This is a genomic window from Brevundimonas viscosa (genome assembly GCF_900116065.1).
In the GTDB taxonomy this organism is placed as follows: domain Bacteria; phylum Pseudomonadota; class Alphaproteobacteria; order Caulobacterales; family Caulobacteraceae; genus Brevundimonas; species Brevundimonas viscosa.
On sequence record NZ_FOZV01000001.1, the window covers coordinates 532,712 to 554,496 of the forward strand.

The 21,785-nt window shown below is 69.8% G+C and carries 22 protein-coding genes; 7 read left to right on the forward strand and 15 right to left on the reverse strand.

The features are described 5' to 3' along the window. Positions 1-33: 33 nt before the first annotated feature. Both BM333_RS15550 and BM333_RS16315 read left to right on the forward strand, forming a co-directional pair. Positions 34-906, forward strand: a complete 873-nt coding sequence (locus BM333_RS15550; protein ID WP_143105745.1) for a DUF7946 domain-containing protein — start codon at positions 34-36, stop codon at positions 904-906. A 1,068-nt stretch (positions 907-1,974) separates the two neighbouring features. Continuing rightward, positions 1,975-2,862, forward strand: a complete 888-nt coding sequence (locus tag BM333_RS16315) for an HNH endonuclease (RefSeq protein WP_092306982.1) — start codon at positions 1,975-1,977, stop codon at positions 2,860-2,862. A 202-nt stretch (positions 2,863-3,064) separates the two neighbouring features. Here BM333_RS16315 and BM333_RS02625 read toward each other — a convergent pair whose 3' ends face one another. Beyond that, positions 3,065-3,508 (reverse strand): nuclear transport factor 2-like protein, encoded by a 444-nt coding sequence (locus BM333_RS02625; RefSeq protein ID WP_092306984.1) that lies wholly within the window; start codon positions 3,506-3,508, stop codon positions 3,065-3,067. A gap of 584 nt (positions 3,509-4,092) precedes the next feature. Between BM333_RS02625 and BM333_RS02630 the strand changes: the two genes are divergently transcribed. The 4 genes from BM333_RS02630 to rplS all read left to right on the forward strand — a co-directional run bounded on the left by BM333_RS02630 (position 4,093) and on the right by rplS (position 8,619). After that, positions 4,093-6,177, forward strand: a complete 2,085-nt coding sequence (locus tag BM333_RS02630; RefSeq protein WP_245777114.1) for a DNA-packaging protein — start codon at positions 4,093-4,095, stop codon at positions 6,175-6,177. 9 nt (positions 6,178-6,186) lie between these two features. Then, complete coding sequence (locus tag BM333_RS02635; protein ID WP_092306986.1) at positions 6,187-7,395, forward strand: BaiN/RdsA family NAD(P)/FAD-dependent oxidoreductase; 1,209 nt, start codon at positions 6,187-6,189, stop codon at positions 7,393-7,395. Positions 7,396-7,457: 62 nt separating this feature from the next. Further along, complete coding sequence (gene trmD, locus BM333_RS02640) at positions 7,458-8,180, forward strand: tRNA (guanosine(37)-N1)-methyltransferase TrmD (protein ID WP_092307585.1); 723 nt, start codon at positions 7,458-7,460, stop codon at positions 8,178-8,180. A gap of 1 nt (position 8,181) precedes the next feature. Beyond that, positions 8,182-8,619 (forward strand): 50S ribosomal protein L19, encoded by a 438-nt coding sequence (gene rplS, locus BM333_RS02645; RefSeq protein ID WP_092306988.1) that lies wholly within the window; start codon positions 8,182-8,184, stop codon positions 8,617-8,619. Between the two features lie 199 nt (positions 8,620-8,818). On the opposite strand, the gene BM333_RS02650 is transcribed toward rplS, so the two are convergent. From BM333_RS02650 to BM333_RS02715, 14 genes are all read right to left on the reverse strand, one after another. Continuing rightward, positions 8,819-9,031 carry a hypothetical protein gene (locus BM333_RS02650; RefSeq protein ID WP_092306990.1) on the reverse strand — a complete coding sequence of 71 codons (213 nt, stop codon included), beginning with the start codon at positions 9,029-9,031 and terminating at the stop codon, positions 8,819-8,821. Between the two features lie 2 nt (positions 9,032-9,033). Beyond that, positions 9,034-9,477, reverse strand: coding sequence for a hypothetical protein (locus BM333_RS02655; RefSeq protein ID WP_092306992.1), 444 nt, complete (start codon positions 9,475-9,477; stop codon positions 9,034-9,036). Positions 9,478-9,527: 50 nt separating this feature from the next. Further along, the gene (locus BM333_RS02660; protein WP_092306994.1) at positions 9,528-10,517 is read right to left on the reverse strand and encodes a hypothetical protein; all 990 of its coding nucleotides are present in this window, start codon (positions 10,515-10,517) and stop codon (positions 9,528-9,530) included. A gap of 118 nt (positions 10,518-10,635) precedes the next feature. Continuing rightward, complete coding sequence (locus BM333_RS02665; protein WP_092307586.1) at positions 10,636-11,103, reverse strand: hypothetical protein; 468 nt, start codon at positions 11,101-11,103, stop codon at positions 10,636-10,638. A 191-nt stretch (positions 11,104-11,294) separates the two neighbouring features. After that, positions 11,295-11,675: a hypothetical protein gene (locus tag BM333_RS15555; protein ID WP_143105746.1), complete on the reverse strand. Its 381-nt coding sequence runs from the start codon at positions 11,673-11,675 to the stop codon at positions 11,295-11,297. 126 nt (positions 11,676-11,801) lie between these two features. Continuing rightward, entirely contained in the window at positions 11,802-13,205 is a 1,404-nt protein-coding gene (locus BM333_RS02675) for an SEL1-like repeat protein (protein ID WP_092306998.1), read from the reverse strand. 185 nt (positions 13,206-13,390) lie between these two features. Continuing rightward, positions 13,391-13,876 (reverse strand): PA2169 family four-helix-bundle protein, encoded by a 486-nt coding sequence (locus BM333_RS02680; protein ID WP_092307000.1) that lies wholly within the window; start codon positions 13,874-13,876, stop codon positions 13,391-13,393. Between the two features lie 46 nt (positions 13,877-13,922). Continuing rightward, positions 13,923-14,462, reverse strand: a complete 540-nt coding sequence (locus tag BM333_RS02685; protein ID WP_092307002.1) for a hypothetical protein — start codon at positions 14,460-14,462, stop codon at positions 13,923-13,925. Between the two features lie 59 nt (positions 14,463-14,521). Further along, complete coding sequence (locus tag BM333_RS02690; RefSeq protein WP_092307004.1) at positions 14,522-14,935, reverse strand: hypothetical protein; 414 nt, start codon at positions 14,933-14,935, stop codon at positions 14,522-14,524. Between the two features lie 78 nt (positions 14,936-15,013). Continuing rightward, positions 15,014-15,820 (reverse strand): tryptophan 2,3-dioxygenase, encoded by an 807-nt coding sequence (locus BM333_RS02695; protein ID WP_092307006.1) that lies wholly within the window; start codon positions 15,818-15,820, stop codon positions 15,014-15,016. 31 nt (positions 15,821-15,851) lie between these two features. Continuing rightward, entirely contained in the window at positions 15,852-16,124 is a 273-nt protein-coding gene (locus tag BM333_RS02700) for a hypothetical protein (RefSeq protein WP_092307009.1), read from the reverse strand. Between the two features lie 19 nt (positions 16,125-16,143). Then, positions 16,144-16,506, reverse strand: a complete 363-nt coding sequence (locus BM333_RS02705; protein WP_092307587.1) for a YdbL family probable chaperone protein — start codon at positions 16,504-16,506, stop codon at positions 16,144-16,146. A 17-nt stretch (positions 16,507-16,523) separates the two neighbouring features. After that, the gene (locus BM333_RS02710) at positions 16,524-16,715 is read right to left on the reverse strand and encodes a YnbE family lipoprotein (RefSeq protein ID WP_092307588.1); all 192 of its coding nucleotides are present in this window, start codon (positions 16,713-16,715) and stop codon (positions 16,524-16,526) included. Positions 16,716-16,794: 79 nt separating this feature from the next. After that, the gene (locus tag BM333_RS02715; RefSeq protein WP_092307011.1) at positions 16,795-19,962 is read right to left on the reverse strand and encodes an intermembrane phospholipid transport protein YdbH family protein; all 3,168 of its coding nucleotides are present in this window, start codon (positions 19,960-19,962) and stop codon (positions 16,795-16,797) included. A gap of 406 nt (positions 19,963-20,368) precedes the next feature. Here BM333_RS02715 and BM333_RS02720 point away from each other — a divergent pair, with 406 nt between their 5' ends. Then, a complete protein-coding gene (locus BM333_RS02720; RefSeq protein ID WP_092307013.1) occupies positions 20,369-21,721 on the forward strand; it encodes a M23 family metallopeptidase in 1,353 nt (450 codons plus the stop codon). Positions 21,722-21,785 lie beyond the last annotated feature (64 nt).

Sequence of the window (21,785 nt, forward strand, 5' to 3'; positions counted from 1 at the left end):
ACAGGCTTACTGCCGATACCTGGGGAGGGCGTTATGGCAGCTGAATTCGTTCTCCAATTCGCCGGACTGGATGCGCGCGACCATCGTGTGGACATGCGCCTCCTCGGCCGCTCCATGATTGGGGTCGATGAAGCGATACATCGTGGGCTTTGGGCCGCAGTGTTGCCGGATGTTCCGCGGGGGCGGAAGCGTATCGAGCTCTCTGTTCAGGTTGGGGCTCCCCGAACAGCGTGCGTTGAACTGCACGGCGTGATTGTAGCTGCCGCAGGCGTTCTTCCCTTCGCGTATGAAGTCGCCGTGAACTTGGGATCCGACTACATAAAGCACCTGCTAAGCGCGGTACTGCTATGGCATGGCGGACGTCGAACGGAGGCCGGTTCCCACATAGATCGAATGATCGATATTGTTCAGGAGCAGCAGCAGGCGCTCATTGAAGACAGGCACTTGGAGCGCCAATCCGTCGAGCGGATGCACGATAGTTCCCTCAGGGCGGTGGTCGATGTTGTTCAACTTATGCAGCCCCAAGCAAAGCAGATCGTTGCGCCGATTGGACCCACAGCTGATCAGCTTCGAATTGGGGGCAGCGCACCCGATGCGACCGTAATTGACGTAGCGATTGCCGATGCTGTCCGGTCGGGGGAACCGGTTGAGGTCGGAGACATGGAAGAATTCTCAGTTCGCATCGACCAACTGACCAAGCACAATCGTCAAGCTCGGGTGGAACTTGCCTCAGATCCGGGTCGCTATCTGCCAGCTGATATTCGGGATCCCGCATATGACGGCTTTCCGAATATATACAGCGAAGCCTTCAATGACGATCGTGGTCTGCTGGTGCAGGCGAAGCCGACTCGTCGACCGAGCGGCGAGTTAGTCCGCCTACATATCCTAAACGCGCGTACAGCATGATGCGCACTTCCAATTTTGTCCTCGCATGACGAGCCACGCCGCCACGACGACTTCGAAGACTGGTTGGGCAAGGGTCACGCTTGTGAGCGTCCTTGTGGCGCTCTGTGTTTGGGGGGTGCTCTTCGCAGTTTTCGCTACTCGGCGATGGCTTTGCCCGCCGTGGCAGGGCGCATGCGGCGCCAATTTTGTTGAGGTCCTGGAGACTTCAGTACTTTTTCTCTGGGTGTCAGAACGCGAGACATTACTGTCCGGTGTCATGGCCGTGGGGGCCGCTATAGCTGGGGCCTACTTGTTGAATAAGCAGGTACGCCAATCAGACCAGCAAGAGCGCGAGCGCACCGACAGATCTTATCGAGCGGCGCGTGCGATGGCGCCCTTGGTCCTAACCGAGGTCTGTGACTTTGCCGAGCAGACTGCTGAACAGTGGCTCCTACTTAAGAGCCACCTAGCCCTTGTTGAGCTGGCTCCGAACTCGCCGCCAGTGTCGCTTGATTTTCCGCGTATAAGCCCAACCGGGTTAGACGATATACGTAAAATAGTTCAGTTTGCGCCCCCGAAGGAGTCTGAATATTACACCTCTCTTATCAGAGACATTCAGGTTCGAGTAGCTCGGGCGCGAGACGCAGCAAGGCAGGCGAATGACGAGCAGCGGCGACCGGATAATCTATATATAGCCAGTGAAGTTGTAGAAGTGGCAGAGCTTTATGCGTCAGCAAGCGCCCTCTTCGATTTCGCCCGAGAGGAAGGGCAACTCCCTGATTCTCACAAGCCAACGAGAGAAGAAGTGCGATCGGCATTAAGGTCGCTGCGGCTAAACAGCGATTTCGATGATGATATCTGGGAGGCGTTCGAGCGGCGCTATCCCCCGCCACCAAGGATATAACCCTTGGGCACGCAACGCAGGGCAATGGTCGCAATCCCTCTCGGCAATCACAACCTGCCCTCCCCCTGTATCGGCGTTCTACACTCCCGGACCGTCTGACTAGGTCGGCCCAGTCTGGTAAAGGTCGGCGGTCGCCTCGAGAGCTGTCACTGGTGCGGCGACAATCATGTGCGATCATTTCGTTCATGACCTTTCACACTTCTCCCCCGCAAAGCCTAGAAAGCCTTCGTCCCACCGTGAAGGATCCTGTTCTCGATCTGGTGCGTCGGGCCGGTCACGACGTCTCGGATTGGTCAGCCAGCAGCAGCAGAGGCGCGGCCGGGGCGAGAACCAACCCGAAATACTGCTACGAATGGGCCTTCATCGAACCCGGAGCCGGGATAGTTCTGAACCTCTGGCACCAAGCCCTCTCGGTTACCCCGGCTGGCCAAATCGTCCATCGGGAGAACTTCCGAGCAGACGCAGATGCCCTCGCGCTCCGCAGTCCAGGAAGTCCGCGAGCTCGGCGCGCGCGACGATTGGTGGAAGCCTTGGAAACTGCCGTCCGGGAGAAGCTGACCATCCGGGTAATCCTCAACGACGGGCGGCGTCGCGATCTTGCTGACCCTCACTCTGCCGCATCATCCGTAACCAAGCGCCAACTCGATCCTGAGCCATGGACTATCGTCAGCTACGATTGGGCGACCGGAGAGCACGTTCTAAGACGAGGCGCGGTCGGCCCAGCGGTTGTTGACCAGTTCTCGATCACAGCAGACTTGGGCGGGACCGCCCGGCGGCGGGAGCATTCAGGCTTCGTGTATGTGCGCGAGGCGAGGGTTCGGCAGGCCGTCCTAGACCGTTCTGCGGGGCGGTGTGAACACTGCGGTGTCAGCGGCTTCCGGTGTCCTGACGGGTCACTCTACCTAGAAACTCATCACATCGTTCCATTGCATGAGGGCGGTCCGGACGTTGCGGAAAACATGATAGCCCTTTGCCCCAGCCACCATCGGGAGGCGCATTATGGGGAGTGTGCCGGCGAGCTTCGCTCCCGCTTTCAGGACCAGATCCGATCCTTGGTGCACGTCGGCGCCTGAGGTCGCGGTGACGCGATCGCCACATCCCGCCAGCCACATGCGGCGCGATTCATGAGCTCTTCGGAGCGGTAGCCCTGCCGTGTCAGATCGAACTTCGCACCGACTGTGGTTCACGGGCTGACAAGGTGCCGGAAGCACGCATAGGAAGCTTAATTGGAGCTGGGCCCGTCGATGGACAGGGCGCGCCCCCTAACCGGCCCCCTCAATCATAAAAGCTCGTCACCCCCGTCACGCAGCCGCCGTCCGTCTGGACCACCAGCAGGATCTCGCCGCCCGTGGCCGTGCGCTCGCGCAGGACCGCGGCGGCGCCGGAGGTCAGGGTCTGGACGATTTCGGTGCGGCCGGCGCGGCCGACGCCGAGGAGGGAGAGGAAGTCCGTGTCCGACATGCGGAAATCGTCGTGGGCGTTGAGGAGGACGGCGCCGGGGGCGAGCAGGGCGGCCATGGCCTCGATGTCCTGCTGGAAGGCGATGTCATGAAAGCGGCGGGCGAGGGCTTCGGGGGTCTCGGCGGAGGCGGGGTCGGGGCGGCACTGGCCGGCGGTCGCCGGGGCGGGCAGGGCCTGGGGCGGCGTCGGAAAGGGTGCGGCCTGTAGTTCCGGCGGCGCCGCCAGCAGGGCGACAGCGGTCAGGGCGGCCAAGCTCATGTCGTCTCCCCCTCGTGATCCTGTGGCGGACAGTCGGGGACGCGGGGCGCGGGGGCAAGCCCATGGAAGCTGACGGTCCTGGAGTGGTGAGAGGTGGAGGGCCGCCCGCCCCGGCGCGCCTCAAGGACGCTGCGCGCCGCTCGCGCGGCCGGCCCGCCGGGCCGGTCCCTGACCCGCGCCGGGGCGGGCGGCGGGGGCCGGGCAGGTCGGACGCGCGGGGCGCGTCCGGGGGCTTTTCTCCCTCCCCGGGACGGGGAGGGGGGTCGCGGAGCGACCGGGTGGGGGCGGCGGACGGGCTGGTTGCTGGGTCGTCTCCACCCCGCCTCGCGGGGCTCGGCGACCCTCCTCTGAAGGGGAGGGAGAGGGGGGCGGCTCGTCGCCGCGGCGCCGCTGGCTATCCGGCTCCACCCCTCCACCATGCTCCGCATGGTCCCCTCCCCGTCGCCTTGCGACGGGGAGGAATGTCAGTAGTTCGCGGATCGCCACGGGAATTCGTCAGGGAAAACAACGAAACGAGGCGTTTTGCCCGCCATGGGAAGGGGCGGGGTTAGGCTTTCGGGTTGGACGGAACCTGGAGGGCGAGGATGACCAAACATCACAGCGCGGCGCATGACGACGAGACCTGGCGGGGGTTGTTCCGGCGCTGGCACGCGGGGGAGCCGGCGGCGCGGCTGATCGCCGAGGCGGGGGTGGCGGCGGACACCTTTCACGTCCATGCGCGGCGGCTGGGCATGCGGCGCAAGGACCTGCCGCCGGCGCATCCGGGGCGGCGGGCGGTTCCGGCCTTCGAAGACCGGAGCGACGACTGGCGCCATCCCAACAGCCGGCTGACCGAGGGCGCATGGCGGGCGCTGTTCCGGCTGCGCGACGCGGGCGTGCCTGACGTGGTGCTGGCGGTGCGCTTCGGCGTGCATGTGACGACCATCTGCTCCCAGGCGAAGGCGCGCGGCCTGTCGCGCGACGCCGCGGGGGTGGCGCGCGATCCCGCCGCGGCCGCGGCGGCGCTGGCCGACGCGGCGACGCGGGCGGGGCTGGCGGCGGGCGCCGGGGAAGGGCGTATGGAAGGGGTCGGGGAAGGGGTCGGGGAAGGGGTCGCGGCGGCGGTTGCGGCGGCCTATGCGGTGGCGATCGACCCGGACGACCCGGCGGCGACGCGGGCCGCCTTCAACGCCAGCATCGCGGCGGCGGCGGCCGAGGCCGACTTCACCGCGGTGGCGGCCATCTGCGCGGCAAAGGAGAAGGTGGAGCGGGCGGTGCTGGCGGGGTTCGGGGCGGCCCCCCTCCACCATCCTTCGCCTGCGGCTCCGGATGGTCCCCCTCCCCCGGAGGGGGAGGATGGGGCGGCGGGTCCGTCGCTGGTGCTGCGGGCGGCGCAGCGGGCGCCGGCGGGGGACTGGGCGACCTGGCTGTTCCTCGGCGGGCGCGGGGCCGGCAAGACCCTGGCGGGGGCGATGTGGCTGGCCGACATGGCCGAGGCGGTCGGGCCGGGCGGGCGGCTGGCGCTGATCGGGCCGACCCTGCACGACGTGCGCGAGGTGATGATCGAGGGGGCGTCGGGGCTGCGGTCGCTGCCGCGCTGGGGGGCGGGGGCGCGGCCGGTGTACGAGCCGACGCGGCGGCGGCTGACGTTTCCGAACGGGGCGACGGCGTGGGCCTTTTCGGCGGAGGATCCGGACAGCCTGCGGGGGCCGCAGTTCCAGGCGGCGTGGGCGGACGAGTTCTGCGCGTGGCGGGCGGGGGGTGAAGTTCTCGCGCTGCTGCGGATGGGGTTGAGACTGCCGCTTCGCCCCCTCCACCATCCTTCGGATGGTCCCCCTCCCCCTGCGGGGGAGGAATGCGCCCCCAGATTATGCGTGACGACGACGCCAAGGCCGACGGCGGCGCTGCGGCGGCTGCGGGGGGAGGCGTCGTGCGTGGAGACGCATGCGGGGACGCGGGACAATGCGGCGCATCTGGCCCCGGGGTTCCTGGCCGGGCTGGAGGCGCTGTACGGCGGCACGCGGCGGGCGGCGCAGGAGCTGGACGGCCAGGTGGTCGAGCTGGACGGGGCGCTGTTTACGGCGGAGATGCTGGCGAGGGCCAGACTCCCCTCGGGCTCAAGTAGCCTGAAGGGCGGTAGCCCCTGGGACCGGGTCGTGGTGGCGGTGGATCCGTGCGTGACGGCGGGCGGGGACGCCTGCGGCATCGTGGTCGCGGGGCGCACGGGCGACCGGGCGGTGGTGCTGGCCGACCGCTCGGCGCGGGGGCTGTCGCCCGAGGGCTGGGCCCGGCGGGCGGTGCGGGCGGCGGAGGAATTCGGCGCGCGGGCCATCGTCGCCGAGGTCAACCAGGGCGGCGACTTGGTGCGCTCGGTGCTGGTCGCGGCGGGGTCGCGGGTGAAGCTCAGGGCGGTGCGGGCGACCCGGGGCAAGCGGGTGCGGGCCGAGCCGGTGGCGGCGCTGTACGAACAGGGGCGGGTGACGCACGCGGGGGCGTTCGTGCAGCTGGAGGAGGAGCTGATGGCGCTGGGCGGGCCGGACGAGGCGGGCGAGAGCCTCGACCGGGCCGATGCGCTGGTGTGGGCGATCACCGACCTGCTGATCGACCGGACCGGGGCGGGGCCGGGGCCGCGCATCCGGGTGCTGGACTGGACCGCGCCGCCCTCGGGGATTTCGGCGCGGCTGTGGTAGGGGGCGGGGATGAAGCCGCTCGGGATCGATGTGCTGGTGGTCGGCGCGGGCGCCGCCGGGATGATGTGCGCCTGGGAGGCCGGGCGGCGCGGGCGCTCGGTGTGGGTGGTGGACCATGCGCGGGCGCCGGGGGAGAAGATCCGCATCTCGGGCGGGGGGCGGTGCAACTTCACCAACCTGGGCTGCGGGCCGCACGCCTTTCTGGGGGAGAATCCGCGCTTCGCCACCTCGGCGCTGAAGCGGTTCACGCAGCACGACTTCCTGAAGCGGGTCGAGGCGGCGGGGATCGGCTGGCACGAGAAGACGCTCGGCCAGCTGTTCTGCGACGACTCGGCGAAGCAGATCGTCCGCATGCTGACGGACGGCATGGCGGAGGCGGGGGCGACGCTGCGGCTGGGCGTGGCGGTGGAACGGGTGGCGCGGTCGGGCGACGGGTTCGAGGCGGCGCTGTCGGACGGGAGCGTGGTGCGGGCCCGGTCGCTGGTGCTGGCGACGGGGGGCAAGTCGATCCCGAAGATGGGGGCGACGGGCTGGGCCTATGACGCGGCGCGGGGCTTCGGGCTCCGGGTCACGGAGACGCGGCCGGGACTGGTCCCGCTGACCTTCGAGGCGGGGCTGCTGGAGACGCTGGCGCCGCTGGCCGGGCTGTCGGTGGAGGCGGTGGTGTCCTCGGCCTCAAGTAGCCCGAAGGGCGGTAGGCCGAGCTTCAGGGAGGGGCTGCTGTTCACCCACCGCGGCCTGTCGGGGCCGTCGATCCTGCAGATCAGCTCGTACTGGCGCGAGGGCGAGGCGATCACCGTGGCCATGGCCCCCGGGGCGGACGTGTTCGCGGCGCTGAAGGCGGCCAAGGCGGCTAACGGCAAACAGGCCGTGCACACGGCGCTGGGCCACATCACCCCGCGCCGGCTGGCCGAGAGCCTGTGCGAGCGCGAGGGCGTGCACGGCAAGCTGGCCGAGGTCGGCGACAAGGCCCTGCGCCGGCTGGACGAGGCGGTGAACCGCTGGACGGTGAAGCCGGTGGGCAGCGAGGGCTACCGCACCGCCGAGGTGACGCTCGGCGGGATCGCCACCGACCAGCTGGACCAGCAGACGATGCAGGCGAAGGCGGCGCCGGGGCTGTACGTCATCGGCGAGGCGGTCGACGTCACCGGCTGGCTGGGCGGCTACAATTTCCAGTGGGCCTGGTCGTCGGGCTGGGCGGCGGGGCAGGCTTGTTAGGGCGCTAACGCTCGGCCCGCGGGGCCTCGCTGCTTGAGCGCGGGTGGTGTATGGCCCCGGCCATGTTCACCGCCACCGTCCTGACCATGTTTCCGGAAGCCTTTCCGGGGCCGCTCGGCGTGTCGCTGATCGGCACGGCGTGGCGCGAGAAGGGGCTGTGGAGCCTCGAAACCCTTGACATCCGGGCGTTCTCCGACGATAGGCGCGGCTTCCTGGACGACACCCCCGCGGGCGGCGGACCGGGAGCGGTGTTGAAGGCGGACGTGGTGGCCCGGGCGGTGGACAGCCTTTCCGGACCGCGGCGGCCGCTTTTGTACATGAGCGCCCGGGGCCGGCCCCTGACCCAGGCGCGGGTGAAGGAATGGGCCCAGGCCGACGGGATCGTCGTGCTGTGCGGCCGTTTCGAGGGGGTGGACCAGCGGGTGCTCGACAGCCGCGGGTTCGAGGAGGTCTCGGTCGGAGACGCAGTTCTCGCCGGCGGCGAGGCGGCGGCGATGGTCGCGATCGAGGCGTGCGTAAGACTGATCCCCGGGGTGCTGGGCCAGGCCGAAAGCCTGGGTTCGGAGAGCTTCGAGGACGGGCTCCTGGAATATCCGCAGTACACGCGACCGCGGAGCTTCGAGGGGCTCGACATTCCCGAGGTCCTGCTGTCGGGCGACCACAAGAAGGTCGCACAATGGCGCCAAGAGCAGCGGGAGAAGACCACGCGGGAGCGGCGGCCGGACCTCTGGTCGGCGTATCTCGCCAACTCACAGCTAAAGGGCGAAAAAGCCCGAGGAGAATAGAATGAACATCGTCCAGCAGATCGCTGCCGAAGAAAAGGCCCGCCTCGTCGAGAAGCGCGCCATCCCCGAATTCCAGCCCGGCGACACCCTGCGCGTCAACGTGCGCATCAAGGAAGGCGAGCGCGAGCGCGTGCAGGCCTTCGAGGGCGTGTGCATCGCCCGCGCCGGCGGCGGCGTGAACGAGAACTTCACCGTCCGCAAGATCTCGTTCGGCGAGGGCGTCGAGCGCGTCTTCCCGATCCTGTCGCCGAACATCGAGTCGATCGAGGTCAAGCGCCGCGGCGTCGTCCGCCGCGCCAAGCTGTATTACCTGCGCGACCGCCGCGGCAAGTCGGCCCGCATCGCCGAGCGCCAGACCCAGCGCAGCGTCAAGGGCGAGGTCGCCGTGCCGGAAACCGGCGCCGCCGAGACCCCGGCCGCGGACAACACCGAGGCCTGATCAGGCCTCCCGCCTGTGGGAGATGAAGAAGGCCCCGGCGGGAGACCGCCGGGGCTTTTCTTGTCGCTCTGCCGCTCAAGATGCCCGGGAGGCCCACGCGATCCGGGACGGCCAAAGCTTCCTCAAGAACGGTTTCTGCCCTTAGGCTACGGACCCAACGGGCGCCAACGAATCGCCAGCCGCGATTACTTCCGACGAATCACCGGACGTCAGTAATCGCTAGGAGCAGGAGAAAGCAGCCGGTCCCGACCATCAAGGCAAAGACGACCGTCATCACCCAGAAATAGAGCGGCTGTCTCTCCAGCCGGGCGTATATCCATCCGGACTTGTCCCGCAGGCGCCTGTGCCGGATCGCCGACCATAGGCCTTCCAGTCCGATGATGACGGACAGCACTCCGAGCAGAAACTTCATGATCAAGGGCGTTCGGAGGACAGCCGGGCCGCCGCGACGGGAATGTTCTCGACCTGTGGCAAGGCTTGGTACCCGCCTCGACAAATCTCTCTCATGATCCGGCCCTCCATCTCGAGCCAGTGCGGCGACCGGAATCCGGCGTCCGACAGCCGGGTGTCATAGAGCCGGTCAGCTCGGTATCGTTCCTGGCGGATTCGCCGGAATTTGGATGTCTCGCAATCGTATTGGTTGAGGAAGGCGTCAATCAGCGGGGAGCCGTCCGGAGTCGACGAGACCGACCATGACCAGGCGGTACTGGCGTTCGGCCCGGTATGGTCTGGCGCCGAGAGATAATCTCCGCGGCCTTCACTCTGACTGAGAATGTACGCCCGCCCGTCAAGCGGCGCCGACTGCTGCTGCCCAGCGGAGAGCAGGAGCGCCACGGCAAGGGCCAGAGTCGGGATCATCGTTCGCTCCATGCAGCGGCTCGGCAACCGCCGATCAGGGGGGCAAGGCGTCAGGACTGGGAAGGCGCGCTCTGGGATGAGGCTGGTCGGAATGCTCTGCTTGCCGGGTCCCACTCCAGGGTGACCGTCCCGCACGCAGTATCCGGAAGACAAGCGGGACCGTCGAGCAGCTGCGCAGGCGCGCGGTCGACCTTGAACCGTGGCCATCGGCCGGGCTCTGAAACGAAAGCTCGCACAGCCTCTTCCGTCCCGTTGGTGACCCAGACCTCGTAGCCATAAGCCGGAGGGCTCTGGCCTTCGCAGGCGCTGGGCGCCTCGATAACCCAGTCCCGACCGCCGTCGCCGTTCAGATCCGGCGTCGAGGCTACGGCGGGGTAGGACACGGTGAATTCCTCCGGCTCGTCCGGAGGACCGCAAGCGCGGCGGCCGGCGAGATGACGGTCAAGGACAGCCGCCGGGACGCTGGAGGGCAACACGGGCCGCCCCTCGCTGTCGCCGAGGTCCACGGTCGCCTCGCCAAAGCCGCTTATGACAGCTTCGCCATCGGCGCTCGGGCGCTCGGAAAGGCTGCGTGTGACCGGGTCCCAGGACCATGCAAGGCGACAGACCTCCCGGGCGGACAAGCAGTTCAGGTGATGAAACGAAGCCTCCAGCCGGACCTCGTCTCCGATGGTCCGGATCTCCGGATCCCAGGCCTGACGGTCAAAAACGCGTAGAAAGTGCTCGCTTTCGCTGACGTACAGGCTGAGGCGACAGCCTCCGGTTCCGCAGAATCGTGGCTCCTCCGGCCACTGGATCAGCCAGTCCGCAACGCCATCCCTGCTGACGTCGACAGGCACAAGCACGCCCGGGGGCGTTTCAGTCAGCTGGATCGAACGGTTGGTCGGGTCCTCGATGTCAAGGGACCCACGGTTAAGTTCGTCCAGGACATACCGGACAAATCCTGGCGGAGGCTCCTGTGCAGCAGCGTCCGCGGGCGACAAGGCGAGCCAGAGGCCAACGACCACCGTCCCTCGTACATTGGCCAAGCTGATCGACATCGCACATCCCAAACCAGCAACCCCGACATTCCATGAGAGGGGGGCCAAACGCCGACACGCGCAAATCAGCCGGCCCCAGTCGGCTCACCCGGAGCGGCCCGACCTACCTGCGGCGCGCCTAGGGCGTTTCAGTGATCAGCAGGTTCGCGGCCGCGGTGCCGCCGCCGAAGGTCCCGACCCAGATGTCGTAGGTGCCGCTCTGCGGACGGTTGAAACGCACCTCGGCGTCGCCGTCGCCCCAGCTGTCGTCGTCGCAGTACCAGCGCCCGTCGGGCCCGTTGATGATCAGGGTCGTGTCGGTCGATGAACGGGTGCGGAACACCAGCGGCAGACTGCCGGCGCGGTAGGTCACCTCGAAATCGGGGGCGGCGCTGATGTTGCCAACGCACGAACCGGGCAGGTTGGTGTCGGTATAGGCGTCGATCGACCCGCCCGCGGTGATCGAGGCCCGGTACGGATCCGGCGTGAAGCCGGCGTTGAGCCGGATTTCGCCGAAGTTCGCGGTGAGGCCCGCGTTCTGGGCCTGAGCGACAGCTGGCGACAGGACGGCAGCCGCAAGGGCAAGGCTGCAAACGATGGACTTCATGATGATCCCCCGGGCCAAACCCCGTCCGGCAGGGTTGGCCCGGAGAACGACGGTCGTCAACACGATATGTCAACCGAAGGCAAGATTTGTTCAGCCTGTTCGCGAGCGTACACTCAGATGGCCCTGCCGAAATCTAACAGCCCCATGAGCCCCTGGACAGGTCGACGAGCCGCCCGGACGTCGGGACGCCCTCAGAACAGTTGAACGTTCACGATGCATCCGTCTTCGACGGTCAGCACCGTCAGGGTTTCGCTGCCTTCGACGCCTCTCAGACGGGTGGCGATCGCAACCTGCCTCGCCGTGCCGATCATTCCAGTGGTCACGGGGTACTGGTTCGGGAGCTCGCTCGATTGCAGGCGGTCATAGAACTCCGCATCCGTCATAGTCCCAGAGGGCGAACGCCAGAGGGCGCCCGGCCGGGTCACCCATCTGATCGGTCCGGGATCGCGCGCCGCCAGTCCCTGAACGTAAGCTTGAGCGGCTTCCGCCGCTGTGCGTGATCGATCGGGGCCGCCGCTCTGACATGAGCCGTGTTGGAGGAGGGCGGCCGCAGCGAAGACTGTGGCGAGCATTGTCGTTCTGATTCCTCCTGACCAGGCGCCACGCTATCGGAACAGCGGTGGGAAACTGACATGTCTCCGTCAGCATTATCCCGACCGCCCGCTGTAACCGACCCCCGGGCGGCTTAGGCGGAATGGTCACCTCTTCGACTTGCCCGCCACATCCCTCTTGCCGGACGCTGGTGCACCCGTCGATGTCATGCCGAGGCGGGTCATCGCGTCTTGCACCTCGTCCATAGCCAGGGTGTCGATGGCGTCCTGGTAGCCCCGCGCTGCGGCAGCCTGCAGCAGTTCGATCCCTCGCCGCTCATCGCTGGTGATGCCGCCTTCGCCCACGAAGGTCATCTTGCCGAGCACGGTCAAGGCTTGCGGATCGTTGTGGGCCGCTGCCAAGCGGATATAGCGCAGACCTTCGGAAACGTTCTCTGCCACGCCCTGGCCCAGCATCAGCGAAAGGCCATAAACGCCTTGCGCCTCGGGATGGCCCAGGTCGGCCGCGCGGCGGAATAATTCCATGCCCGCAGCCACGTCACCAGGGACCCCTTGGCCGGTCATGTACAGCTGTCCCAAGAATGACATGCCTGCTGGATCGCCGGCTTCGGCCGCACGGCGGAACATGGCGACGGCGCCGCGTTCATCCTGCGCCACACCCCGGCCGACGAACATCATCCGCCCCAGTTCGGTCATCGACGGGCCGTGGCCCTGGTCGGCTGCGAGCCGGGCATAATGCGCTGCGCGTTCCCAGTTCTCCGCAGCGCCGACGCCCAATTCGTAGACGATTGTACCGAGAGCGGCTTGGGCAAACAGTTCGCCCGCATCGGCCGCACGCTCCAGGTTGGCCACGGCAACAGGATCCTGCTGTCCGTCCGCCAAGCCGCTGAGCCGATAGAGCCCGTTCAGCCCCGCGCCGTAGGTGCTGCCAGCAGCCGCCGCCCGGGCCGTGGCGTCTAGCGCCAGCGCCTCGTCCTGCGGACCGCCGATGCCCTCGTGCGCGAAATAGCCCAGGTTTGCCAGCGCGTCGGCATGGCCGCGCTCCCCGGCCATGGCAAACCAACGGCGCGCCTCGACATCATCCCGCGGGACCCCCGCATACCCGGTGTAATACAGCCGGCCCAGGTTCCATGCACTTTCAGGATCGCCTCCTTGCGCCCCGGCGAATAGCCGGGCAACCACCTGCTCAGCCGTCTCCTGCTGATAGATGATGTAACTGCGGCGATCGACCACGGACTGCGGCCCCCCTGTCGACTGCCCGCCGCTGCCAAGTGCAGCCGCCAGCCCGTCCAGCGGGGTGCCCATGCCGCCCGACCCCGGCGACGAAGAAGCGGGTGAGCCGCTGCTGCTGCCTAGCGAACGCTGCTGCGCCAGCCCGGCCTGGAAAGCGCGGTCGGCTGCGGCGCGATCGTTGGCCGCATCTTGCGCTCGCATCGATGCCATCATGGCTTGGCGATTACGCTCGTCCGTCGCGGGATCAGCCTGTGCGGCACCGGCCGCAAGGCCCGCGACCATCGCTAGAAATGCCACCGACGAACGCCATGCGCGCATACGGAAATCTCCTCTTCCTTGCCGGCCTAGCGTGAAGCTGGAGCATAACCGATGGTTGGGCAATCGCTTTTATAAGGCCGCCACCTTCAGGTCGCGCTCGGTGGTAGTAGTTCGACTGACGGCCGGGAAACAGATCGTCCAAGGGGCCCTCGCCGACCGGCGGCCCGCCTCGACCGCCCCCCGCCCTACCGCGGAAACAGCCGGCTGCCCGCGTCCCGCTGGCCCTGCAGGCTGTGCTTGAGGTCGCGCATCTGGTCGTGGTCTTCGCGGACCTGGTCCCAGGCGCGGCGGATGGTTTCGCGGGTGGTGGCGGAGATGGCGGAGTCCTCGAGCGCCTTCTCGAAGCGGACCTTGACCTGGTCCTCGGCGGTCTCCACCGCGCCGACGACGGTGAGCTCGTCGCGCAGCAGGGCGTGCTTGACGTCCGTGAAGGCGCGCTGGGCCTTGGCGAGGATGGAGCCGTCGGCGTGGGGCTCGCCGCCGAGCTCGCGGACGGTGAAGCCCAGCTCCTCGGCGAGGCGGCGGCGCTCGAAGGCGCGACGTTCGAACAGCTCGCGGTGGCCGGGGTCCGCGCTGCCCTCGGCGGCGTCGCGGTAGCCGTCGGCGCTGTCGAGGGTCGCCCCGATCAGGCCGTTGAGGACATGGACGTCGTGGCGGTTGGCGTTGGACATGGTCTGGCTCCCGGAACGGGTCGCCAGCGGAACGCGGGGCCGCTGCTTATGGTTGCGCTTGGTCCCCGGCCCGGCCTTGGCCCTGGGGCCCGGCGAGGGCGCGGCAGCGGACCACGAAACCGTCGGGGGCCATGCCGTCGGCCGGTCGCAACGGCCCGACGGACTGGGCGCCGTAGACCGCCGAGACCGGCCGCCGGTCGCCGATGCGGCGCAGCAGGTCCAGGTCGATGGCGCCCGAGGCGACCACGCCCGGCGACGGGTCGGCGAGGTCGGCGACCAGGGCGAAGGCCTCGTTTCCGGCGCCGAGGGTCAGGCGATCCTCGCTGCCGATCTTGCGGAACTCCGCGACGCTGGCGCGCAGCGCCGGGCGCGGGCCGCCGAGGCAGTCGAGCAGGAGGCGCGGTTCGCCGGCCTGGTCGACGAAGGCGAGGCGCTCGGCGCCGGCGGGCGGAGGCGGCGTGGCGGGGGCTTCGGGGGCGGCCGGGGCTGCGGGCGGCCGCGGCGCTTCGGGCGGGACAGGCGGCGGCTCGGAGCCGCAAGCGACGAGCGAGAAGCCCAGCAGGGCGGCGACAGGGACGAGGCGCATCGGGACTCCGGTCTGGCCGACGCCGCCACAACCGGCGACGGACGGAGAGGTTGCAGCGGTCAGGGACGGAGCGGCCGCCAGCCCGGATGATCGAAATGCGCGCCATAGGCGTCAAGGGCGGCGATGGCGCCGCTCCGGCCGGCGTCGGCCTCGCCGGCGCGCAGCAGCTCCGCCGCTTCAAGCAGCCGCTCGATGATCAGGTGGAGGTTGGCGTCCGCCTCGGGCGGAAGCCGGCAGTGATCAATGATGTAGGCCGTTTGGGCGTCGATGAGGGCGGCGAGCTCCAGCGGCGCCGTGTCCGGCGCCCCGGCGCGGAGCGTCTCCATGGCGTGCCTGAGCGGCGCATCGGTCGCCCAGCGCTGGCCATGGTCGAGGGCGAGCGCAGCCGGAGCTTCATGGGCGTGCTGGGCGAGGGCGGGCGAGGCGAGGCTGGCCGAGACCAGGGCGATCGCGGCGATGAGGCGCAAGGACATGAGAGGTCTCCCGATTGGGACCAGGGTGACACCGGCGGGCGCGGCGGGCGTTGTCCCGCCGCAAGTCGGCGGGATCTGTCAGAGCTTGCCGCGCAGGGACCAGAGTTCGGGGAAGCAGCGGCGCTGCAGGGTCTCGGCGAGGTAGGCCACCCCCGCGGTGCCGCCGGTGCCGGGGCGGCGGCCGATGATGCGCTCGACGGTGACCACGTGCTTGTGCCGCCAGGTGAGGAGGGCGTCGTCGAGGTCGACCAGCTTTTCGGCCAGCTGGTAGAGCGGCCACCAGCGGGCGGTGTCGCGATAGACCTCCAGCCAGGCCGCCTCGACCGCTTCGGAGGCTTCGTAGGGCTGGCTGACGTCGCGGTTCAGAACCTCGGCGGGCACGGGCAGGCCGGCGGCGGCGAGCTGGGACAGGGCGTCGTCGTACAGGCTGGGCGCCGCCAGCGCGGCTTGCAGGGCCGCGTGCGCCTGGGGGCGATGCTCGTGGAAGCGCAGGAAGCGGCGGTCCTTGAGGCCGAGCATGTATTCGAAGCGGCGGAACTGGTCGCTCTGGAAGCCCGAGGAGGTTCCGAGCTCGCCGCGGAAGCGCAGGTAGTCGGCCGGGGTCATGGTGGCGAGGATGTCCCAGCTCATGGTCATCACCGCCTGGATGCGGCTGACCCGGGCGAGGCTCTTGTAGGCGGGGACCAGGTCGCCGGCCCGGACCAGGGCCTGGGCCAGGGCCACCTCGTGCAGGATCTGCTTGAGCCACAGCTCCTTGGTCTGGTGGATGATGACGAACAGCATCTCGTCGTGCTGGTCCGACAGGGGGTGCTGGGCGGCGAGCAGGTCGTCAAGCGCCAGATAGCCGGAATAGGTGATGTCGGAGGGGGCGGCCGGGTCGGTCATGGCCGACCTATCGCGCGGCCGGGGGCCGGGCTCAAGAGTCGTCGCCCGGGTCGCGGCCAGGATCGAAGGTGTTGTCGACCCGGTCGTCCCAGCCCTCGCGGTGCGACTTGAAGGCCAGGGCCATCAGCACCCAGGCAAGGCCGACCGTGCCGAGGACGCCCAGCGACATGGCGATCCAGCCGTGGACGTTGAGGTCGCCGCCGCCGATGGCGCGCCACACGGCGGCGAGGCCCCAGGTCGCCGCGGCCGCGACCAGCAGGGCGAGGATCAGGTTGAGCAGGAAACGGACGAGCGGGGAGGTCATCGACCGATCCCCGCGATCGTCAGCGCTGGACCCACTGGCCCTGGGCGTTGCGGTACCACTGGCCCGAGCTGATGCGCGGCAGGACGATGGTCTCGAAGGCCCGCGCGGCCGCGACATCCACCGAGACGCCGGTGTCGCGGGCGGCCTGGGCATAGGCCTGGCGCCGTCCCGCGTTGACCGCCTCGACGGCCGCGGTCAGGGCCGCGTCGGAACTGGAGGTGCGGAAGGCGAGATAGCCGGTGGCCAGTTCGCCGACCTCGCCGCGCGCCTTGGCGGCGTCGACGAGCGACTTCTGCTGGGCGGTCTGGGCGAAGGCCGCGCCCGCGGCCACGCCGAGGGCGGCGATCGCGGCCGTCACGACGAAGAGCTTGCGGAAAGTCATCGGAGGGGCCTTTCGCATCAGAACAGGTTCGGGTTTTCGCGCAGCAGCTCCTGGAGCTCCTGGTCGAGGCGGACGCGCACGTCGGCGTCCAGCTTGGCGTAGATCTGTATGGGGTCGACCTGGAGCCGGACGGTCGGCGTGCAGGCGGTCGCGCCCAAGGCGACGAGGCCGAGGAGGGCGACGGTTCTGCGCGTCTTCTGCCGGGTCATGATCGGGGCTCCATGCGGGATCGCCGGCATCTAAACGCCATTCCGGGTGAACGGGTTCTGAACGGCGAAGCCGGCCGGATCAAGGCGTCGGGTCGGCCTCGCCGTTGCGGGCGCGATTGAGTTCGAGCAGGTCGCCGACCAGCTGGTTGGCGTTGAGCGTGGTGTCGAGCGTCAGGTCGATGCCGGTGCCGGACGGCAGGGGCAGCTCGCGGTTCAGGAACTCGCGGCTGATGAACTCGGCGATCGAGACGCGCAGTTCCTGCCGCTGCGGCGGGTCATGGCGGCCGCGGATGCGGAACAGCACGTTCAGGCGGCCTTCGTCGAGGCTGTTCACCTCGGCCGAGAGGATGTCGAAGGAGAGGTTCTCCATGGCCTGGTAGGCGAGGTCCTGCACCGTGTTGGGCGGCACCGCCTCGCCGCCGCCGCCGGCCTCCAGTCCGCTGAGCGCCTCGCGCTGGATCGACAGCCGGCCGGGCTGGACGGCGTAGAGGGTCCCCCCGGCGATGCGCAGTCCGGCGGCCGGGTCCCAGGTGAAGGGCAGGCGGCCGGAGACGACGGCGTCGAGGCGGACCTTGTCCTCGAAACCGGCCCCGGCGATGACCTCGCCCAGTTGCACGTTCTCCAGCACCAGCACGCCGCCGAAGGGCTGGCTGCGATCGAGGGGGACGGCGAAGGGCTCGACCCGGAGCACGCCGCCGGCGGCGGCCAGATCGCCGCCCTCGATGGTGACGGCGGCCTGGTCGAGCCCGAAGACCAGCTCGATGTCGGTGAGGGGCGCGACCGACTCCAGCCGGTCGGCGGTGAGGCGCTGCCCCGGGGCGGCGACAAGCGGCGCCAGGCTGGTGAAGTCGACGGTTCCCCGCAGCCCCTGCACCGGGCCCGCCGGGCTGACGAAATCGAGTCCCGGGATGGTCAGCCGGCCGCGGCTGGACCCTTCGCTCCCCTCGCGCCAGTCGACCCGACCCTCGAAGGCCACGGATCCGGTCGCCGGCGAGCCGACGAAGTCCCCCGCCAGCGGACTGAGATCGGCGGGCTGGAGGCCCCCTTCGGCGAAGACGATCGACGGCGCGTCGATGGTCACCCCGCCGGCGCCGGCGCGGCCGTCGTGGGCCAGGGTCAGGCGGCCCAGCGTCGTCCCCTCGCGCGACAGGTCGAAGGCGCCGCTCCAGTTCTGGCCCCGAAGGCTGGCCGCGCCGACGGCGCCAAGGGGATTGAAGCGCGCGGGGGTGGTCGTGTCGACGAGGGTGGCGTCGTCGGCGCGGAGGTCGAGGTCGACGCCGCGCCCGCCGCCGACGGCGACGAGCCCGCCCTCCGCCTTGCGCACGCCGAGCGCCAGGAACGGGGCGTCGGCGTCGAGCCCCTGCAGCCGCGCGTCGGACCGCCAGGCGCCGCCCTGGGCGGTCAGCAAGGGGCGGTCGGCCGGACAGAGGGCGCCCGACAGGTCCGTCACGTCGTTCTCGCCCAGCTCCAGCCGCTCGACGGAGACCGGCGCGCAGCCGGCGGCGGTGTAGGTGAGCCGGCCGCCGTCCGAGGCCAGTTCTCCGCGGGTTTCGAGGCGGATGCCGCGGCCGAGGTCGAAGTCGAGCGCCGCCCGGCCGTCCAGCGTCGCCGCGAAGCCGCCCGGCGCGAGGCGCCAGCGGGGCACGTCGAACTCTGCTTCGGGCAGGCCGCGCCCGCGCGTGGCCGCGAGGGAGAAGGCGCCGCCGCCCGCCTCGCCCGCCGCCGCGGCGAAGATCGGGGCCCCGGCGGGCGCGAGGGTCAGGACGCCGCCGTTGGCGGGGCGGATGCGGGCGGGGGCCGCGAGGACGAGGCGGGTCCCCGACGAGCCGGCGGCCAGCCGGAAGGCCGGAGCCTCGACCGCGAAGTCGCCGAGCGCCTGCTTCATCGCGGCGAGATCGGGGAGGTCCCCGGACGAGGGCGGTCCGAACAGCGGCCAGGCGCCGTGGGCCGCCTGCAGCCGACCCTCAAGGCCGACGCGCAGTCCGGCGTCGGCGATCATGTCCAGCGCGGCGGCGGAGCGGACCTGGCGCAGGGTCAGGTCGCCCCAGTCGACGCGGGCGGCCGCGAGCCGCAGCGGTCCGCTGGTCTCCACCGCCCGGCCGCGGCCGCCGACGGTCAGGCCGGGCGCGACGATGTCGAGGTCGACGGCGTCGACGCCAGCGGCGGAGACATTCCCCGCGGCGACGACGGCGTCGCCGTCCAGCCGCCAGCCGACGCCGTTGGAGTCGCGGGAGAGGTGCGTGCGGGCCCGCACGAGGCGCAGGCGCGGGGCAGTCGCGGCTGCGGGGCCGGCGAGGCCACCGGCGCGGAGGTCGAGATCGCTGACGCCCTCGATGCGGAAGCTCTCCAGCCAGCCGGCTGTGGCTCCGTCGAAGTCGAGGGTTCCGGCGAGGCGGCGGGCGGCGCTGTCCGCGCCGGCGAGCCGGTCGGCAGAAAGCTGCGCCCTCAGGCGTGCGCGACCGTCGCCGCGTCGGGTCTTGAGGTCGGGGTAGGGCAGCTCGCCGGCGAGGCCGAGACGCAGCCCCTCGCCGGCGACGCCGGGCAGCTCGGCCGAGGCGGCCACGGCGCCCGCCCGGAGCGTGACCCGGTCGCCGACGGTGGTCAGGTCGATACTGGCGCCGAGACGTCGGGCGGCGATGTCGCCGCTGCGCAGGTCGGCGGCGGGCATGCGAGCGACGAGGCGCATCAGCTTGCCGTCGTCGATGCGGGCGTCGCCATGCACCTCGGCCGGGCCGAAATCGGTGGCCAGCCGCACCACGCCCCGCTCGACCAGCACCAGCGGGCCGCGGACGTCGGGGCGGGGCGGACGGGCGGCGAAGCGCTCGATCAGCGGGTCGAGCGAGCCGAAGGACAGTTTTCCATCGGCCAGACGGGCCCGCACCACGGGCCGGAGCAGGCGAATGCGGCCGGGCGTGACGCCGAGGCCCTGCGCCGACCACGGCGCGCCAATGGAGAAGTCGACCTCGACCCGCTCGACGACCACGTCGGGATCATCGGCGTCGCCGACGCGCAGGCTGGCCACGAGGCTGTCGATCTCGACCCGCTCGACCTCCATCTCGGCCTCGATGCCCTGCTGCTCGAGCCAGCCGACCAGCACCTGGCGGGTGGCCGCGCGCCGGTTGAGATAGAGAAGGGCGATCAGGACCAGCAGAACGCCGAGCACGACGAGGAGGACGTCGAGGACGCGGCTTCTCCGCGAGCCTCCGCGCGCGGGCCGGACGGGAGCGGGAGGCGCCGGTTCGCTCATGCTCAGCTCCTTAGCGGGAGCCGCAGGCCGGTGGGAAGGGCGGCGAACAACAGGAACTCTCCCAAGCACAATAGAAGCGTGTTGGTGTAGACACAGTATAGTGGCTCGAGGGCCACTTTGAGTGGAGGTGCGTCGCGGGCGGGGGCGCGCCGCCACAGCGCCTGCAATTGACGGCGGAACCGTGGCGAATACACACGCGAAAGCTGAGGATCATCTCAGGGTTCACATCCGGTTTACCCGGCTCTACGGCTCCGGTTAACCGGTTGTAACGATCTGGCTTCCCATGATGGGACGGACGGGTTATACGGCCTGTCTCGCGCAGGGCGGTTCCCAGGGGGGCGGTCAGGCGCGATCCTTGCTTTCAGTAGCTTTGGCGCCGGCTGGCGTCGTCGTTTATCGGGGACCGATGGCTCAGTTCGATCCACGTCGCCAACCGATGCGCATCGCGCCGCACGCCCTTACGGCGGTGGCGGCGATCTCGGTGGCGCTGCTTGCCGGCCGCGTATACCAGCCTGCCCAGGCCGAGGAGGCTCCCCCGCTCAGCGCAGCGGAGATCGCCCATCTCGAGGCCCGCGCCTTCGCCGTCGCCGGCTCACCGGAGGGCCTCGGGGCCCCGGAAGCCATTCCCGTCCAGATCCGCCGCGGCGAAACCTTCGAACAGGCCGTGCGGCGAACCGGCATCGCGCCGGAAGAGGCCTCGGCCGTCGCCGCCACCCTCTCCAACGCCATGGACGTGACTTCGATCCCGGCCGGACAGCGTTTCGAAACCGCCATCGCCAAGCCGCGCGGCGGCCGCGGCGACGCCCGCCTGATCGGCCTGACCATGCGCACCGGCCCGGCCAGCCAGCTGACGGTGTCGCGCAGCTTCGACGGCGCCCTGCGCCTGCGGGCGCTCGAGGAAAAGGTCACCCACGAAACGGTGGTGCTGGGCGGCAAGGTCGAGGGCTCCCTGACCCGCACCGCCCGGCGCGAGGGCGCCCCGGCCGCCGTCGCTCGCGCCGCGGCCCGCCTGTTTTCTCACAAGTTCGACCTGGAGCGGGACATCCGCGCCAGCGATGAGTTCCGCTACGTGTTCGATCGCACCGTGACCGAGAGCGGTCGCACCATCGATACCGGCGACCTGCTGTACGCCGAGCTGAAGGGCGTGTCCTTCTACCGCTTCCAGCGTCCCGGCTCCGACAAGGTCGAGTATTTCGACGCCACCGGGAAGAACACCCGTTCCGCCTTCATGCGCACGCCGCTGGAACGCGGTTTCCGCGTGTCGTCCTCATTCGGCTTCCGTCGCCACCCGATCTCCGGCTACCGCCGGATGCACCAGGGCATCGACTTCGCCGCAGGCATGGGCACGCCCGTGATCGCCCCCGCCGACGGCGTGGTGGTCGAGGCGCGCCGCTGGGGCGGTTACGGCAACTGGCTGCGCATCCGTCACTCCAACGGCCTCGAGAGCGGCTACGGCCACCTCTCGCGTTACGCCTCGGGCATGCGGCCCGGCCAGCGCGTGCGTCAGGGCCAGGTCGTCGCCTACGTCGGCTCGACCGGCGCCTCGACCGGTCCGCACCTCCACTACGAGTTGTGGCGTCGCGGCCAGCGGATCAATCCGGCGGGCGTGCGCACCGAGGAGGGTACGGTGCTGGCCGGGTCGGAGCTGGCCGCCTTCCGCGCCGAGAAGGCCCGTATCGACCGGATCATCGCCGCCGGCGGCGAGCGCAAGACGCAGCAGCCGGCCATGACCGCCGGCCTGAGGCCCGCCCGCACCTGAGTCCGGCCGCCCGGTCCATCGTCATGCCGCATTCCCGGGCGAGGGTGCGGTCGACGATGCTGGA

Coding starts and splice junctions, on each gene's coding strand:
- BM333_RS15550 (WP_143105745.1), top strand. CDS start 34: ATGGCAGCTGAATTCGTTCTCCAATTCGCCGGACTGGATGCGCGCGAC.
- BM333_RS16315 (WP_092306982.1), top strand. CDS start 1,975: ATGACCTTTCACACTTCTCCCCCGCAAAGCCTAGAAAGCCTTCGTCCC.
- BM333_RS02625 (WP_092306984.1), bottom strand. CDS start 3,508: ATGAGCTTGGCCGCCCTGACCGCTGTCGCCCTGCTGGCGGCGCCGCCG.
- BM333_RS02630 (WP_245777114.1), top strand. CDS start 4,093: ATGACCAAACATCACAGCGCGGCGCATGACGACGAGACCTGGCGGGGG.
- BM333_RS02635 (WP_092306986.1), top strand. CDS start 6,187: ATGAAGCCGCTCGGGATCGATGTGCTGGTGGTCGGCGCGGGCGCCGCC.
- trmD (WP_092307585.1), top strand. CDS start 7,458: ATGTTCACCGCCACCGTCCTGACCATGTTTCCGGAAGCCTTTCCGGGG.
- rplS (WP_092306988.1), top strand. CDS start 8,182: ATGAACATCGTCCAGCAGATCGCTGCCGAAGAAAAGGCCCGCCTCGTC.
- BM333_RS02650 (WP_092306990.1), bottom strand. CDS start 9,031: ATGAAGTTTCTGCTCGGAGTGCTGTCCGTCATCATCGGACTGGAAGGC.
- BM333_RS02655 (WP_092306992.1), bottom strand. CDS start 9,477: ATGATCCCGACTCTGGCCCTTGCCGTGGCGCTCCTGCTCTCCGCTGGG.
- BM333_RS02660 (WP_092306994.1), bottom strand. CDS start 10,517: ATGTCGATCAGCTTGGCCAATGTACGAGGGACGGTGGTCGTTGGCCTC.
- BM333_RS02665 (WP_092307586.1), bottom strand. CDS start 11,103: ATGAAGTCCATCGTTTGCAGCCTTGCCCTTGCGGCTGCCGTCCTGTCG.
- BM333_RS15555 (WP_143105746.1), bottom strand. CDS start 11,675: ATGCTCGCCACAGTCTTCGCTGCGGCCGCCCTCCTCCAACACGGCTCA.
- BM333_RS02675 (WP_092306998.1), bottom strand. CDS start 13,205: ATGCGCGCATGGCGTTCGTCGGTGGCATTTCTAGCGATGGTCGCGGGC.
- BM333_RS02680 (WP_092307000.1), bottom strand. CDS start 13,876: ATGTCCAACGCCAACCGCCACGACGTCCATGTCCTCAACGGCCTGATC.
- BM333_RS02685 (WP_092307002.1), bottom strand. CDS start 14,462: ATGCGCCTCGTCCCTGTCGCCGCCCTGCTGGGCTTCTCGCTCGTCGCT.
- BM333_RS02690 (WP_092307004.1), bottom strand. CDS start 14,935: ATGTCCTTGCGCCTCATCGCCGCGATCGCCCTGGTCTCGGCCAGCCTC.
- BM333_RS02695 (WP_092307006.1), bottom strand. CDS start 15,820: ATGACCGACCCGGCCGCCCCCTCCGACATCACCTATTCCGGCTATCTG.
- BM333_RS02700 (WP_092307009.1), bottom strand. CDS start 16,124: ATGACCTCCCCGCTCGTCCGTTTCCTGCTCAACCTGATCCTCGCCCTG.
- BM333_RS02705 (WP_092307587.1), bottom strand. CDS start 16,506: ATGACTTTCCGCAAGCTCTTCGTCGTGACGGCCGCGATCGCCGCCCTC.
- BM333_RS02710 (WP_092307588.1), bottom strand. CDS start 16,715: ATGACCCGGCAGAAGACGCGCAGAACCGTCGCCCTCCTCGGCCTCGTC.
- BM333_RS02715 (WP_092307011.1), bottom strand. CDS start 19,962: ATGAGCGAACCGGCGCCTCCCGCTCCCGTCCGGCCCGCGCGCGGAGGC.
- BM333_RS02720 (WP_092307013.1), top strand. CDS start 20,369: ATGGCTCAGTTCGATCCACGTCGCCAACCGATGCGCATCGCGCCGCAC.